This window comes from Natrinema soli, from assembly GCF_028618695.1.
Genome location: NZ_JAQIVI010000664.1, coordinates 1 through 13,841, shown reverse-complemented (window position 1 = coordinate 13,841; position 13,841 = coordinate 1). Strand labels below are relative to the sequence as shown.

Sequence of the window (13,841 nt, the reverse complement as noted above, 5' to 3'; positions counted from 1 at the left end):
CGGTCGGCGTCGCGCCGGGCCACGCGACGCTGCCGCTCCTGTTACAGCGCGCGGGCGTCTGGCCCGAGGAGGAAGTCACGACGGACTACTACGTCCTGCAGGTCGGCGACACTCGCTCGGAGGCGTCGCGAATCTCCCGCGAGCTTCGCGACCGCGGTCACGTCGTCGAGACCGACGTCGCCGGTCGCTCGTTCGGGGCACAGCTCGATTACGCCGACTCGATCAACGCCGAAACCGTCGTCATCGTCGGCGAACAGGACCTCGCGAACGACGAGGTGACGATCAAGGACATGGAGTCGGGCGATCAGACGCAGGTTCCGGTCGACGAGTTCCCGGGCGACCTCGAGCGACCGACGTTCGAGGATCTCGACTGAGTCACTCGAGGTGCGGGTTCGAATTCCGTTCGGATACCGACGCTGGCGGCTGTTCCGACCGGTTCTCTGACGGTTGACCGTCGGAATCGACACGAGTCTCGAGGCGCTCCTCGGCGTCGCGTCGCTCGACCGTTGAGTGCCCCGTCTCGACGAAGTGATCGATCATCGCGCGGCTGAGCGTACCCGGATCGTCCCCGTCGACTCGGTGCTGCCACTCACATTCACCACAGTACGCACTAGGCACGCGTGGACCGTCGAACGGGGGGCTCTTGAACGGTCGGGTTCACACCGGAGATATCCGTCCCCGCGGTCGAGCGAGATCACGACTGCAGGTCCCATCGTTAACTACGGTGGCGATGTACCTCGCCCGATGGCTGACGCTGACGCCGATACCCGTCCGAACGTCCTGCTCGTCCTCACCGACCAGGAGCGATACGACGCCAGCGCACCCGGGGGCCCCCCGGTCGAAACGCCGGCGATCGATCGGCTCTCGAGCGAGGGCGTCCGCTTCGAGCAGGCGTTCACGCCGATCAGCATCTGCTCGAGCGCTCGCGCGTCGCTACTGACCGGTCAGTTCCCCCACGGTCACGGGATGCTGAACAACTGCCACGAGCCGGACGCGATTCGGGCGAACCTGCCCGCGGAACTGCCGACGTTCTCGGCGGAACTCGTGGCGGCCGGCTACGACCTCACATATACGGGGAAGTGGCACGCCGGCCGCGATCAGACGCCCGCCGACTTCGGCTTCTCGTATCTCGGCGGCAGCGACAAACACCACGACGACATCGACGAGGCGTTCCGCGAGTACCGCGAAGAGCGAGGCGTGCCGGTCGGCGAGGCCGACCTCGAGGAGGAGATTTACACCGGCGAGGAGCCGAGAGAGCGCTCCGAAGGGACGTTCGTCGCCGCGACAACGTCCGTCGGCGTCGAGGACACGCGAGCCTACTTTCTCGCCGAGCGGACGATCGATGCGATCGAATCGCACGCCGACGGCGACCGAGACGGCCCGTTCTTCCACCGGGCCGATTTCTACGGGCCCCACCACCCCTACGTCGTCCCGGAGCCCTACGCCTCGCTGTACGATCCCGACGAAATCGAGCCCCCCGAGAGCTACGCCGAGACCTACGACGGGAAGCCGCAGGTCCACGAGAACTACCTCGCCTACCGCGGCGTCACCGGCTTCGACTGGGATCTCTGGGCCGAAGCGCTCGCGAAGTACTGGGGCTTCATCACGCTGATCGACCACCAACTCGAGCGGATCCTCGAGGCCCTCGAGAATCGGGGACTGGCCGAGGAGACGGTCGTAGTCCACGCGTCGGACCACGGTGATTTCGCCGGGAGCCACCGCCAGTTCAACAAGGGACCGCTGATGTACGACGACACCTACCGCATCCCGCTGCAGGTTCGCTGGCCGGGCGTCGTCGAGTCGGGGTCGGTCTGCGAGGCCCCCGTGCATCTGCACGATCTGGCGGCGACGTTCCTCGAGATGGGCGGCGTCGACGTCCCCGAGAGTTTCGACGCCCGGAGTTTGGTGCCGTTGCTCGAGACCGGCGGTGACGCCGTGGACAACACCGTCGACGGGGGCGCGGTCTCCGAGGCGTGGCCCGACTCCACCTTCGCCCAGTACCACGGCGACGAGTTCGGCCTTTACACCCAGCGGATGGTCCGCACGGCGGAGTACAAGTACGTCTACAACGGCCCCGATATCGACGAACTGTACGATCTCGAGAGCGATCCCGCGGAACTGCAGAACCTGATCGACCATCCCGGCTACGCGGAGGTTCGCCGTGAGATGCGGGATCGACTGATCGACTGGATGAACGAGACGGACGATCCGAATCGGGTGTGGGTGACTGACGTGCTCGAGAACGCATCGTAGACATCACTCGAGTACGACTATGCGGTGGCGCGCGCTGTCGAGCGATGAACGAAGCGAATCGCGAGATAACACTGTGCGTGGCCGTCGCGAGTAGTGCGGGACCGCCGGTCCCGCATACTGTGTAAATAGTCCGAGGCCGTGGCCTCGCAGACCATGTGAACGGGCGCTACGCGCCCGTGAACAGACGGCGGCTCCGCCGCCGTGAGCAGACGGCCTTCGCCCGTGAGGAGAAATCGGCTGGGGAGGGCGCGGTGATTCCCTGTTGCCACGATAGCAGGTCGCTTCATCTCACTCAGTCACTAGCAGAATCCGCTGCTCCATTCACAGGAGATAGTGAGCGGCATTTATCCGCTGTTTCTCGAGGTCATCCGTCGAGAACCGGTCTCGGCTCGAGCGAACCGATAGGAACGCTCGAGCAGACGGATCGAAATCACCCGCGCGATGCGAAGTACCGCATCACCAGCTGCAACACGTGAACGAAGACGCCGGCGACGGCGATGTAGACGCCGATCGTCTGGAGCGCGACCGACGCGTTGCGCTGGTCGCGAACCTTCCAGATCTCCCAGCCCAGCCGAAGCAGGAAGCCGAGGAAGATGAGGACGAAGCCGACGAGCAACACCGGCGCGACGAACGTCCCGATCAGAATCGCGACGATGCCGCCGATGAACGCGTAGTTGGCGTACGATCCCCAGTGCTCGAACGTCTTCGACCGCGCGTAGACGTAGGCGGCGATGACGGCCGTCAATAGCGCGACGACGACCGCCGTGACGGCGAGGATCGTCAGCTGGGACGCTCGAGGCGCGAAGCGAAGCACGCCGGCTCCGAAGACCCCGAAGGCCAGTTGCAAGATCACCATCCCGACGAACGCGATTCCCATGTCCCCGCCCTCGATGCCGCGCTCGGCGACTAACTGTCCGGCCATGATGGCCGCGCCGTAGGCGAGTGCGCCAATGATCGGGAACGAGAACAGGTAGTCGTTGACGCTCGCGAGCGGTGTCGTCACGATGACGTACATCAACGCCACGTTGATTGCCATCAGGACGCTCGCGCCGCCGATCACGCGCGCTTCGCGACTCGAGAGACCGAACCCGCGGCCGGTCTCGTACGGGGTTTCGGTCGAACTCATATCCCCTCATACTCCGCTGAGCCGCAAAAGACTACGGCCTACTACTGACTATCCACGTCTGCGATTCGCTCTCCGAAGTCGCTAGCCGTCCGTCTCGCCCACGTTCCATCGATCCGAGAACGCCGTCCCGCACGTACACTGCGCGTAGGCGTGGACGACGTCTCCCTTCGCGTAGATGCCACCGACCTCCTCGTTTTTCGCCTCGGCGAACGCGAAGACGAACTGAACCGTGTGTTCCTCGTCGGCCGCTGCGTCGGGGCAGCGCCCGCCCGTCAGATCGTCGTCGATCTCCCCCTCGTTGCTCATCGCAGATTTGGCGAACTCCATCGCTCCGGTGCCGGTCGCCGCCTGAAAGGCGTTCCGCCCGCGCTCGCCGTCGATCACGATCAGCGTCCCGTCGTCGACGCGCTCGCCGAACTCCTCGAGGCGCTCGTCCGACACGTAGGAATCCGCCAGGAACAGCGCCACGTCCTCGAGTCGCTCGCCCGCCAGAAACGCCTCGCGTTGGTCACTCATGGCGTCGGATTCGCACTCGAGGTGGAAAAAGGGCGGTATTCGGATTTTCGGCCGGGCTCGAGGGCGTCGACCGGGGCTCGAGTCGAACCCGGTTTTCGAACCCGAAGTCACGCCATCACCGACAGGCTCGAGTCGACGGAGCCGCGTCGTCCGGTCGTGACGCCGCTATTTCCCGGCCGAATCCCGACTACCGCCGAGATCGGAGGGCTCGAAAATCAGTGGTCCTCGAGATCCTTCGCGATCTCGCTCAGGCTATCGCTCGGCGGCTCTCGCGCGTCGTAATAGGTCGTCTCGCCGGGTGCGCGAAGGCCGTAGAGGAACTCGGGTTCGACGACGTCGACCAGCACCGAGCCCCCCGCCGGAATATCGTGGTCGGCGGTCCACTCCGAGAGTCGGTCGGTCGCGCCGCTGGGGTCTCGGGCCTCGTCCGGCGTCTCGTAGACGCCCGGAATCAACAGGTCGTCGCCCGTCAGCGCCCGCTCGACTCGCGCGAACAGTTCCTCGCCGTCGAGGGCGACCCGGACGACCTCGTCGGATGAAAACGCACCGCGTTCGTCGGCTGGCACCTCGAGTCTGACGCCGGTCGCCGTCTCCGCACACGTCGACCGGACCGTCTTCACCGAGGAATGGTCGCTCGCAATTCTGTCTCCCATGAAAATGAATCGAAGGAATCGCCGCGATTACTCGTCGTCGTCGTCGCCGCCCTCGCCGAGGAGGTCGTCGACGTCGGTGCTCCCGCGCTCGGCGATCGAGGCGTTGACCTGTGCGACGGCGTCGGAGATTTCGCGACCGCGAACCGTGATCCGGCGACGCTCGCCGTCACGCTTCGGACGGTAGCCCGTCTGTCGCCCCTTCATCAGCACTTGCGTCAGGTTTGGCCCGGAGACCTCGCCGTTGAGCGGGCGGCCCGCCTCGTCGGAGCCGCCGGTGATCTCGAGCGTGTAGCCGTCGAGGCCGACCGAGCCGCCGTCGACCTCCTCGCCGATCGACTTGCCCATGAATCGGTTCGCGTCCTGTTCCTCCGCCTCGAGCTGATAGGACGACCCGGATTCGGGGTCGCCGACAACGACAGTGAAACTTGCCATGCCCGACGGAAGACGGCCGTCGCTCAAAAGATCATCGATCGGAACCGACCTTTTGCGCTGCGGGCGCGGCAGAGCCGCGCCCTCGGCAAAATCCTCAAAAAGCGCTCCAGAGGAGCGCTTTTTGGACCTCGCGGGATCTTCGATCCCGCTTAGCTTCGATGAAAAGCACTCCTCCCTCCGTTTCGGGCCGCTTCGCGCCCCTCCACATCGGTCGTCGGCCTGCTCGCTCCCTTACTCGCGGCCGTTGGCCGCTCGTCTTTCCGCGGCGCTTCGCGCCGCGCGTTCGGTCGCTCGCAGCGGATATCGGTGAACCGCCTGCCCTCCCCCGAGTTGGACGGCTCTCGCGTTGCTCGAGCCGTCCGCCCGGCCACTCGGTCCAGCGGCGTTTCAGCGTCCGACCGCTCGAACAGTCAAGTACCCCGACCCCCTACGAGTAGCCGTGTTCATCGATCCCGGACGACTCGAGATCCGCCTGCGCGAGGAGTTCGGCGGAACGATGGGGCAGTCGCGCGTCGTCGTTCGGCAGGCCGTCGATCTCGCGGATTCCAACCAGTACGAGGGCGACGCGGGTGTCGCGCTGACGAACGATATCGTCATCGACGAGCTGTCTGACGCCCCCGACGGCACCCCGCCCGAGCGGTGGAACTGGTGGATCGGCTCGCTCGAGGTCGCGTACGGCGGCTACGGCCGGTTCGGGATCCGACGGTATCGGAAATAACCACTCGGTCGAAAGGACAACACGGATTGTCTTCCACGGCGTACGGGACCTCCAATGAGCGAGCTATCGCGACCGGTCTGGCCGGCGTATCCGCTGTCAGCGCTCGTCGCCGGCCTCGGCCACTGTTACCTCGGTCGGTGGAAACGTGCCGGGATCTGGTTCGTCTGCTACGGCCTCGCGCTCGCGTTCCTGAGCGCGCGATCGCTGTCGGGCGCGTTCGAACCGGGCGAGCCGTTCGTCGTGACAGCACTGCAGTTCGACGCGGTGCGCTTCACCGACGTCGCCGTGCCGCTCGCGATCCTGTTGATCTGTCTCCTCGACGTCTATCTCATCGGGCTGACCGAACGGACCGACGCCCGGCGGGCCGATGCGAACGACCTTCGGTCGAACAGTTCCTGACGCCGCTCCGCGAACGATCGACTCGACAGAGAGTCACAGCGTCGCGATTATCGCCGTCTGCGGCCCCGAGTAATTTTTGTGCGCATCCGACGAACGGTGCGTATGGGACGCCTCAGTTCTCTCCTGTTACGGGGAATCGGCGTGCTCCTCCTCGTACTCATCGCGCTGAGCGTCGTCGGAACGATCGTCGGTATCGCGCTCTCCCTCGTCGTCGTCGTCCTCTCGGTGATCGTCTCACTCACCGTCCTGGGCCTGTTCGTTCTGGCGATCGTCGGGCTGTTTTCAGTGTTCGGTGGCGATTCAGCCGCCGGAGACGACGCGTGTCCACCACAGCGGTCCGACGACCGGACCGCTCCCGAGGACCGAGTTCGCTCTCGGTACGTCGACGGCGAACTCGACGACGACGAGTTCGAACGAGAACTCGAGCGCGTCCTCGGACCGGACGAGCGAACTGAGCGAACGGGACTCGACCGTTCGAATGCTCGATCGACCGACCGACGTCGACTCCGGGACCGGTAATATCGGCCGTTACCCTCGAGACGCGAGTGACGGACCTCTCGACCGGAATCCGTGAACCAACGGAGGCAAACCGGACGAGATGCAAGAGGACTCGTAATGGACGTCCAGTTGCTGGGTGGCGCGCGCGAGATCGGCCGGAGCGCGATCCTCATCGACGACACGCTCTTGCTCGATTTCGGGATGGATTCGGGGAACCCGCCGGCGTTTCCGATCGGCGACGTCGATCCCGACGCCGTCGTCGTCAGTCACGGTCATCTCGATCACGTCGGCTCGGTCCCGACGCTCCTGTCGGGCGATGCGCGGCCGCAGATCCACTGGACGCAACCGACGTACGACCTCACGATGGTCCTCGCGCGAGACACGCTGAAGCTCCACCGCGGGAGCTACGATTGTCCGTTCACCGAGGCGGAGCTCGCTCGCGTCGCGGAAGTCTCCGAGACCCACGGCTACGAGCGCACCTTCGATGCCGCCGGGTACGAGATCACGTTCTTCGATGCCGGTCACGTCCCCGGCAGCGCCCACGTGCTCGTGAACGACGGCGAGACCAGACTGCTCTACACCGGCGATTTTCACACCGAGGAACAGCGGTTACTCGACGGCACCACCGCGCGGCCCGACGCCGACGTGGTCCTCTGTGAAAGCACCTACTCGGACGTGACGCGACCGCCGCGACCCGAGATCGAACGCGAGTTCGCCGAGAGCCTCCGGACGACGATCTGGGAGGGCGGCACTGTCGTCGTCCCCGCGTTCGGCATCGGCCGCACGCAGGAGGTGCTCTGCATCTGCGAGGAACACGACCTCGAGTGCTACGTCGACGGGATGGGGAAACGCGTCACGGAACTCTTTCTCCGGGATGCAAACCGAGGATTTCTGCGCGATCCGGACCTGCTTCGTCGGGCGAAGGGAAACGCCAGGTTCGTCGACGGCCGCGACGGCCAGCGCCGACGGATCGCCGAGCAGAATACCGTGATCGTCACGACCAGCGGGATGCTCCACGGCGGCCCCGCGATGACCTACGTGCCCGCGATCCGCTCCCACCCGACGAACAAGATCGCCATGACGGGCTATCAGGTCGAGGGGACCCCCGGCCGCGACCTGCTCGAGACCGGGAGCGCCGAGATCGACGGCCGGATGATGCCGGTCAGCGCGCAGGTCGAACAGTACGACTTCTCTGCGCACGCGGATCGAGACGGGGTTCGTGCCTTCCTCGAGTCCTACGCGGACGCGACGGTACTGATCAACCACGGCGATCGCTGCGAGGGGTTCGCCGCGGAGCTGCGCGCCGACGGCTACGACGCGACGGCGCCCGAACTGGGCGAGCGAATTGGAGTCTGAGCGGTCGGGCGACGCTCGCCCACCGGCCCGCGGTCCGGCACGTTCAACGGGGACGGTTTTCCGTCCGCTCGTGGTTCTCGCGTGCGTGACGAACTCTGATTCGACCGCCGGCCCCGAGGCGGACGCCGGTCCCGACGCCGACGTCGACCTCGAGGAACTCGAGTTGAGTGAGGGCGAACGGGCGGCGCTCCACGAACTCCAGTTGAGCATCGAGCACGTCCACCGGGCCTACGGAACGTTGCTCGAGTTCCACCATCAACTCGGCCACGCGATGGACCGGCTGGGCGACGCGGAGGACCGTCTGCGAGAAGCCGGCCACGAGGAGTGGGCGAACGACCTCCGAGACGACCACCTCCCCGCTGGCGCGATCAGCGACCAGTGGACGTTCGAACTCGTCGAGGAGTTTTCCGACGTGTTTCTCGAGGACGTCGACGCGTTCGAACGCGAGGTCAGAGCGGAACTGGCCGACGGCATCGATCACGTCACCGAGCGCCGACAGAAACGTGAGCTTCGCGAGCGCGCCGCGGACGGCGAACGCGACTGATCGTCCACCTCGAGCGCGCTCGCGGAGTGTCGGAGGCGACCGTCTCGCTCGGAGTCGGAGGCGAACAGCCACGCGGCGTCGCCGGTGGCCTTCGCATGGTTTAAGCCCGCGCTGCCTGCATGTCGACACAATGAGCGACGAGAGTCAAGAACTCGGAATCACCGAGTCGAAATCGCACAAGCCCGGGGAGTGGTACGCCGAGGTCGTCCAGAAGGCGAACCTCGCGGACTACGCCCCGATGGGCGGGTTCATCGTCACGAAACCGCGCGGCTACGCCCTCTGGGAGGCCATTCAGGACTCGCTGGACGGCTGGTTCAAGGAGACAGGCGTCGACAACGTCTACTTCCCAATGTTCATCCCCGAGAGCTACCTCGAGCGGGAGAAGGACATCGTCGAAGGGTTCGATCCCGAGGTCGCGTGGGTGACCCAGGGCGGCCACGAGGAACTCGAGGAGCGACTGGCCGTCCGTCCCACGAGCGAATCGATCATCGCGCCCTTCATGGCCGAGTGGACCCGCAGCCACCGCGATCTGCCGATGCGGCTCAACCAGTGGTGTTCGGTCGTGCGGTGGGAGGCCACGGAGACGAAGCCGTTCTTCCGGACGAAGGAGTTCATGTGGCAGGAAGGTCACACCGCCCACGCGAGCAACGCTGGCGCGTGGGAGGAGGTCTGGACCCGCCTCGGGCAGTACGAGCGCGTCTACGAGGACGTGCTGGCGATCCCGGTGCTACGGGGCAAGAAGCCCGAACACGACAAGTTCCCGGGCGCGGATACGACGACGACCGTCGAGGCGCTGATGCCCGACGGCAAGTCCGTCCAGGGGGCGACGAGCCACAACCTCGGCCAGAGCTTCGCCGAGGCGTTCGACATCACCTTCGCGGACGAGGACGAGGCCGAACAGACGGCCTACACCACCTCGTGGGGGCTCTCCTGGCGGGCGATCGGGGCGCTCATTATGACTCACTCCGACGACCAGGGCCTCGTGCTCCCGCCGACGGTCGCACCCACGCAGGTCGTCATCGTTCCCATCTGGCAGGAGGACACCAAAGCGGACGTCCTCGAGTACTCGGAAAATATCGCCGACGACCTCGAGGAAGCCGGTTTCCGCGTGGAACTGGATGACCGTGACGAGCGCAATCCCGGCTTCAAGTTCAACGAACACGAGCTCAACGGGATCCCGCTGCGACTCGAGATCGGTCCCCACGAGGTTGACGACGGGGAAGTCACGCTGGTCCACCGGCCGGACAACGAACAGTCCGTCGCCGAGCGCGACAAGATCGTCGACGCCGTCGACGAGCATCTGGACGAGATCTACGACAAACTGTACGAGACCGCGGAAGAGAACCTGGAGGAGAACGTCCGGGAAGCCCACAGTCCGGAGGAGATCCTCGGGACGATCGGCAAACACGGCGGCTACGTGAAGACGCCGTGGTGTGGCGACGAGGCCTGTGAAGCGGCCATCAAGGAGAAGATCGCCGCCGAGATCGTCATGCAGCCCCTGGCCGACGAGGGCGGGACGACGGCCGGCGAGGTCCCCGAACCCGACCGCGACGAGTGCGGCGTCTGTGGCGATCCCGCCGACGAGATCGCCTACTTCGCGAAGTCGTACTAGCGCGGTTACTCGACGGTAGCACGTCGGCTCATCGGTAACACGTCGGCTCGTCGTTGCTCACTCGAGCCGAGAATCGAACTATCTCTCTTCCGATAGTTCGCTGTCGGCAGCAGGTACTCCCGATCCGACGTCGTCTTCGACGGAACTCTCATTCCAGCGGGATGCGCGAAACGGTGAGACGGATCGGCGGTGCGAACAGTGTCAAGACGGACGACCCACGCGAACCGGCCGGCCTCGCTTCGGGAACTGACTCGAACGGTCACCTCGGCGAATCGTGGGTGACGTTGTCATGTGGACCTAACTCTTTAACCCGATAGCGCTTACCGGCGGCGAATAACTAGATACTGTGGTGTTCACTCTGGTGGGTGAGCACTACGTGCCTCTGACAATTCACCCCGCTGCCGGGAAGCACCGCTTCCCGGAAGGGGGTTCGGACAGTACCGTCGTGGATCTCGACCCGAGAGCAGCAGCTCGATCCGATAGCAGAGAAACTGCGGCGAGAAGGCGTGTGAACGGCGACGAGGTGTATCTACAAGGGACCCACAAACACCTTATATTGCACCATATGTGTTTATAATACACTTAGCCATAATGGGTTAGCCTCTTATATCTGTTTCCGCTAGGGAGGGCTATGCCACAGCCACATATAGCGTCATCCACCGGGCGTTCACAGGGGCTCGCCGACCCCGCGGACGCGCGGTCGAACTGCGGCGTCGGCGTCGTCATGGATCTCGATGGGGACGGGGGCCACGACGTCGTCGCCGACGGACTCGAACTACTCGTCAATCTCGAGCACCGGGGGACGACCGGGGCGGAGAAGAATACCGGCGACGGAGCCGGCATCATGCTCCAGACGCCGGATTCGTTCTTCCGAGACGTGCTCGACGCCGAGCTGCCGGACACCTACGCCGTCGGTTCGCTCTTTTTGCCCCAGGACGACGCGGCTCGCAACGCGCTCGTCTCGCTGGTCGAGGAGACCGTCGATACCTACGATCTCTCGGTCCTCGAGTGGCGCGACGTGCCGACGAACAACGACGACCTCGGGAAGACGGCCGTCGACTCCGAACCCGATGTCTGGCAGGTCGTCGTCGCACCCGACGACGAGATCACCGGCGACGACTTCGACCGCCGGCTCTACGTCGCCCGACGCGCGCTCGAGAACGCCGTCGAAAGCGCCGATATCGAGAACGCCGAGCGCTTCTACGTCGTTTCTCTCGACTCGAAGACTGTCGTCTACAAGGGCCTGCTGAAAGGCGTTCAGGTCCCCGCCTACTATCCCGATCTCACCGACGAACGGATGGAATCGACGTTCGCGATGGTCCACGAGCGATTCTCGACGAACACGCTCGGCGCCTGGCACCTCGCTCACCCCTACCGGAACATCATCCACAACGGCGAGTTCAACACCATTCAGGGGAACATCAACTGGATGCGCGCCCGCGAGACCGACATCGAGAGCGACGTCCTGGCAGATCTCGAGGCGGTCAAGCCGATCATCGACGACCCCGAGCAGTCCGACACCGCCAGCGTCGACAACGCCCTCGAACTCCTCATGCAGGACGGCCGGGACCTCGAACACGCCCTGCGGATGCTCGTTCCCGAGGCCTGGCGCGGCGACGACGCGATGGACCTCGATCGAAAGGATTGGTACGACTTCCACGCCTCGCTCGTCGAGCCGTGGGACGGTCCCGCGCTCGTCGCGGCGACCGACGGCGAACGCGTCGGTGCCGTCCTCGACCGTAACGGACTGCGCCCCTGCCGGTACGACGTGACGACGGACAATCAGCTGATCATGGCCAGCGAGGCCGGCGCGCTCGAGACCGAACCCGAACGGATCGAAGAGCGCGGCCGTCTCAAGCCCGGACAGCTGTTCCTCGCCGACCCCAACGAGGGGCGCGTCATTCCCGACGAGGAGGTCTTCGAGGACCTCACCGACGACCGCTACGGCGAGTGGGTCGCCCAGGAGCAGGTCCATCTCGACGACATCCGTACCACGAACGACCGCTCGCCACAGCAGGCGGTCCCGGGGCTGCGCGACTATCAGGCCGCGTTCGGCTACACGCACGACGAACTCGAGAACCTGATCGAGCCGATGACCCAGAGGGGGAAAGACCCCGTCGGCTCGATGGGCGACGACACGCCGCTATCGGTGCTCACCGAGTTCAACCGACCGCTCTTTTCCTACTTCAAGCAGCTGTTCGCACAGGTCACTAACCCGCCGCTCGACTACATCCGCGAGGAACTGGTCACCTCGATGGAGTCGCGACTCGGATTCCAGCGCAACCTGCTCGACGAGTCGCCCGAACACGCCCGCCAGCTCGTGCTCGACTCGCCGATTCTGACGGACGCCGAACTCGGCTCGATCCGCGACTGCTCGACCAACGGGATCACCGCCGCGACGATTGACATCACCTACGAACCCGAGAGCGAGGAACTCGGGGCCGACCTCGAGGCGGCGATCGAACGCGTCCGTGCGGACGTCGTCGAAGCGATCGAGGACGGCGACCACGACGTCATCGTCCTCTCGGACCGCGGCGTCGACGAGGAGCGGGTCGCGATTCCGAGCCTCCTGGCGACCGGCGGCGTCCACCACCACCTCGTTCGTAACGGGCTGCGCAACCACGTCGGCCTCGTCGGCGAGTCCGCCGATCCGCGCACCGTCCACCACTTCGCGACGCTGGTCGGCTACGGCGCGGGCGCGGTCAACCCGTACCTGGCCTACCAGACGATCGAGGACATCACCGCCGGCCCCGACGGCGCGGATACCGACCTCGCCATCGACGCCTACGTCGGCGCGGTCGAGGACGGCCTGCTGAAGATCATGGCCAAGATGGGGATCTCGACGGTCGAGAGCTATCAGGGAGCCCAGATCTTCGAGGCCGTCGGCCTCGACTCGGGACTGGTCGCCGAGTACTTCGAAGGCACCGAGAACCGCACCGAGGGGATCGGCCTCGCCGAGATCGAGGAAGACCTCCGCGAGCGCCACGCCACCGCCTTCGATGACGACGGCGAGGAGTCGGATCTCGACCGCCACGGCGAGTTCGAACATCGCTCGGACGGAATTTACCACCAGTGGAACCCCCAGACCGTCGGCGCGCTCCAGCAGGCGGTCCGCTCGAACGATTACGAGCGCTACCAGGAGTTCGCAGAGCTGATCAACGACCAGCAACAGAACCTCCAGACCCTTCGGGGCTTACTCGAGTTCGAGTCGGATCGCGATCCGGTTCCGATCGAGGACGTCGAGCCGATCAAGGACATCGTCCAGCGGTTCTCGACGGCCGCGATGAGTCTCGGGAGCCTCTCGCCGGAGGCCCACGAGAACAACTCGATCGCGATGAACCGGCTGGGCGCCAAGTCCAACTCCGGCGAGGGCGGCGAACCGCCCGAGCGGTTCAACACCGAGCGCGAGTGTAACGTCAAACAGGTGGCGTCGGGCCGCTTCGGCGTCACCTCGACGTACCTCTCGAACGCCGACGAACTGCAGATCAAGATGGCACAGGGATCGAAGCCCGGCGAGGGCGGCCACCTCCCCGGCTCGAAGGTCAACGAGATGATCGCCCACGTCCGCAAGTCGACTCCCGGCGTGGGGTTGATCTCCCCGCCGCCGCTGCACGACATCTACTCCATCGAGGACCTCAAGCAGCTGATCTTCGACCTGAAGGCCGCGAACGAGACGGCGGACATCAACGTCAAGCTCGTGAGCGAGGCCGGCATCGGCACGGTCGCCGCCGGCG

14 protein-coding genes are annotated in these 13,841 nt (G+C 65.4%); 9 read left to right on the top strand and 5 right to left on the bottom strand.

Annotation, left to right across the window (positions count from 1 at the left end):
* Positions 1-374, top strand: a 374-nt coding sequence (locus PGX04_RS29620; protein ID WP_273741770.1) for a His/Gly/Thr/Pro-type tRNA ligase C-terminal domain-containing protein, incomplete at its 5' end; no start/stop codon positions are given.
* Between the two features lies 1 nt (position 375).
* Here PGX04_RS29620 and PGX04_RS29615 read toward each other — a convergent pair.
* The gene (locus PGX04_RS29615; protein ID WP_273741769.1) at positions 376-618 is read right to left on the bottom strand and encodes a hypothetical protein; all 243 of its coding nucleotides are present in this window, start codon (positions 616-618) and stop codon (positions 376-378) included.
* 126 nt (positions 619-744) lie between these two features.
* Between PGX04_RS29615 and PGX04_RS29610 the strand changes: the two genes are divergently transcribed.
* On the top strand, positions 745-2,253 hold the full coding sequence (locus tag PGX04_RS29610) for a sulfatase family protein (RefSeq protein ID WP_273741768.1): 1,509 nt from the start codon (positions 745-747) through the stop codon (positions 2,251-2,253).
* Positions 2,254-2,683: 430 nt separating this feature from the next.
* On the opposite strand, the gene PGX04_RS29605 is transcribed toward PGX04_RS29610, so the two are convergent.
* The 4 genes from PGX04_RS29605 to PGX04_RS29590 all read right to left on the bottom strand — a co-directional run bounded on the left by PGX04_RS29605 (position 2,684) and on the right by PGX04_RS29590 (position 4,980).
* Positions 2,684-3,379 carry a hypothetical protein gene (locus tag PGX04_RS29605; RefSeq protein ID WP_273741767.1) on the bottom strand — a complete coding sequence of 232 codons (696 nt, stop codon included), beginning with the start codon at positions 3,377-3,379 and terminating at the stop codon, positions 2,684-2,686.
* 81 nt (positions 3,380-3,460) lie between these two features.
* Positions 3,461-3,895 carry a DUF5807 family protein gene (locus PGX04_RS29600; protein WP_273741766.1) on the bottom strand — a complete coding sequence of 145 codons (435 nt, stop codon included), beginning with the start codon at positions 3,893-3,895 and terminating at the stop codon, positions 3,461-3,463.
* 215 nt (positions 3,896-4,110) lie between these two features.
* Positions 4,111-4,548 (bottom strand): DUF7112 family protein, encoded by a 438-nt coding sequence (locus PGX04_RS29595; RefSeq protein WP_273741765.1) that lies wholly within the window; start codon positions 4,546-4,548, stop codon positions 4,111-4,113.
* A gap of 27 nt (positions 4,549-4,575) precedes the next feature.
* A complete protein-coding gene (locus PGX04_RS29590; RefSeq protein WP_273741764.1) occupies positions 4,576-4,980 on the bottom strand; it encodes a 30S ribosomal protein S6e in 405 nt (134 codons plus the stop codon).
* Between the two features lie 439 nt (positions 4,981-5,419).
* Between PGX04_RS29590 and PGX04_RS29585 the strand changes: the two genes are divergently transcribed.
* The 7 genes from PGX04_RS29585 to gltB all read left to right on the top strand — a co-directional run.
* Positions 5,420-5,698: a WNWW family protein gene (locus PGX04_RS29585; RefSeq protein ID WP_273741763.1), complete on the top strand. Its 279-nt coding sequence runs from the start codon at positions 5,420-5,422 to the stop codon at positions 5,696-5,698.
* A 54-nt stretch (positions 5,699-5,752) separates the two neighbouring features.
* The gene (locus PGX04_RS29580; RefSeq protein ID WP_273741762.1) at positions 5,753-6,097 is read left to right on the top strand and encodes a hypothetical protein; all 345 of its coding nucleotides are present in this window, start codon (positions 5,753-5,755) and stop codon (positions 6,095-6,097) included.
* 102 nt (positions 6,098-6,199) lie between these two features.
* On the top strand, positions 6,200-6,616 hold the full coding sequence (locus tag PGX04_RS29575) for an SHOCT domain-containing protein (RefSeq protein WP_273741761.1): 417 nt from the start codon (positions 6,200-6,202) through the stop codon (positions 6,614-6,616).
* A 96-nt stretch (positions 6,617-6,712) separates the two neighbouring features.
* Positions 6,713-7,951 carry an MBL fold metallo-hydrolase gene (locus PGX04_RS29570; RefSeq protein WP_273741760.1) on the top strand — a complete coding sequence of 413 codons (1,239 nt, stop codon included), beginning with the start codon at positions 6,713-6,715 and terminating at the stop codon, positions 7,949-7,951.
* An 85-nt stretch (positions 7,952-8,036) separates the two neighbouring features.
* Complete coding sequence (locus PGX04_RS29565; protein WP_273741759.1) at positions 8,037-8,495, top strand: BAR domain-containing protein; 459 nt, start codon at positions 8,037-8,039, stop codon at positions 8,493-8,495.
* A 130-nt stretch (positions 8,496-8,625) separates the two neighbouring features.
* Positions 8,626-10,107, top strand: coding sequence for a proline--tRNA ligase (gene proS, locus PGX04_RS29560; protein WP_273741758.1), 1,482 nt, complete (start codon positions 8,626-8,628; stop codon positions 10,105-10,107).
* Between the two features lie 631 nt (positions 10,108-10,738).
* Positions 10,739-13,841: glutamate synthase large subunit (gene gltB / locus PGX04_RS29555; protein ID WP_273741757.1), on the top strand; the 3,103-nt coding region annotated here is incomplete at its 3' end.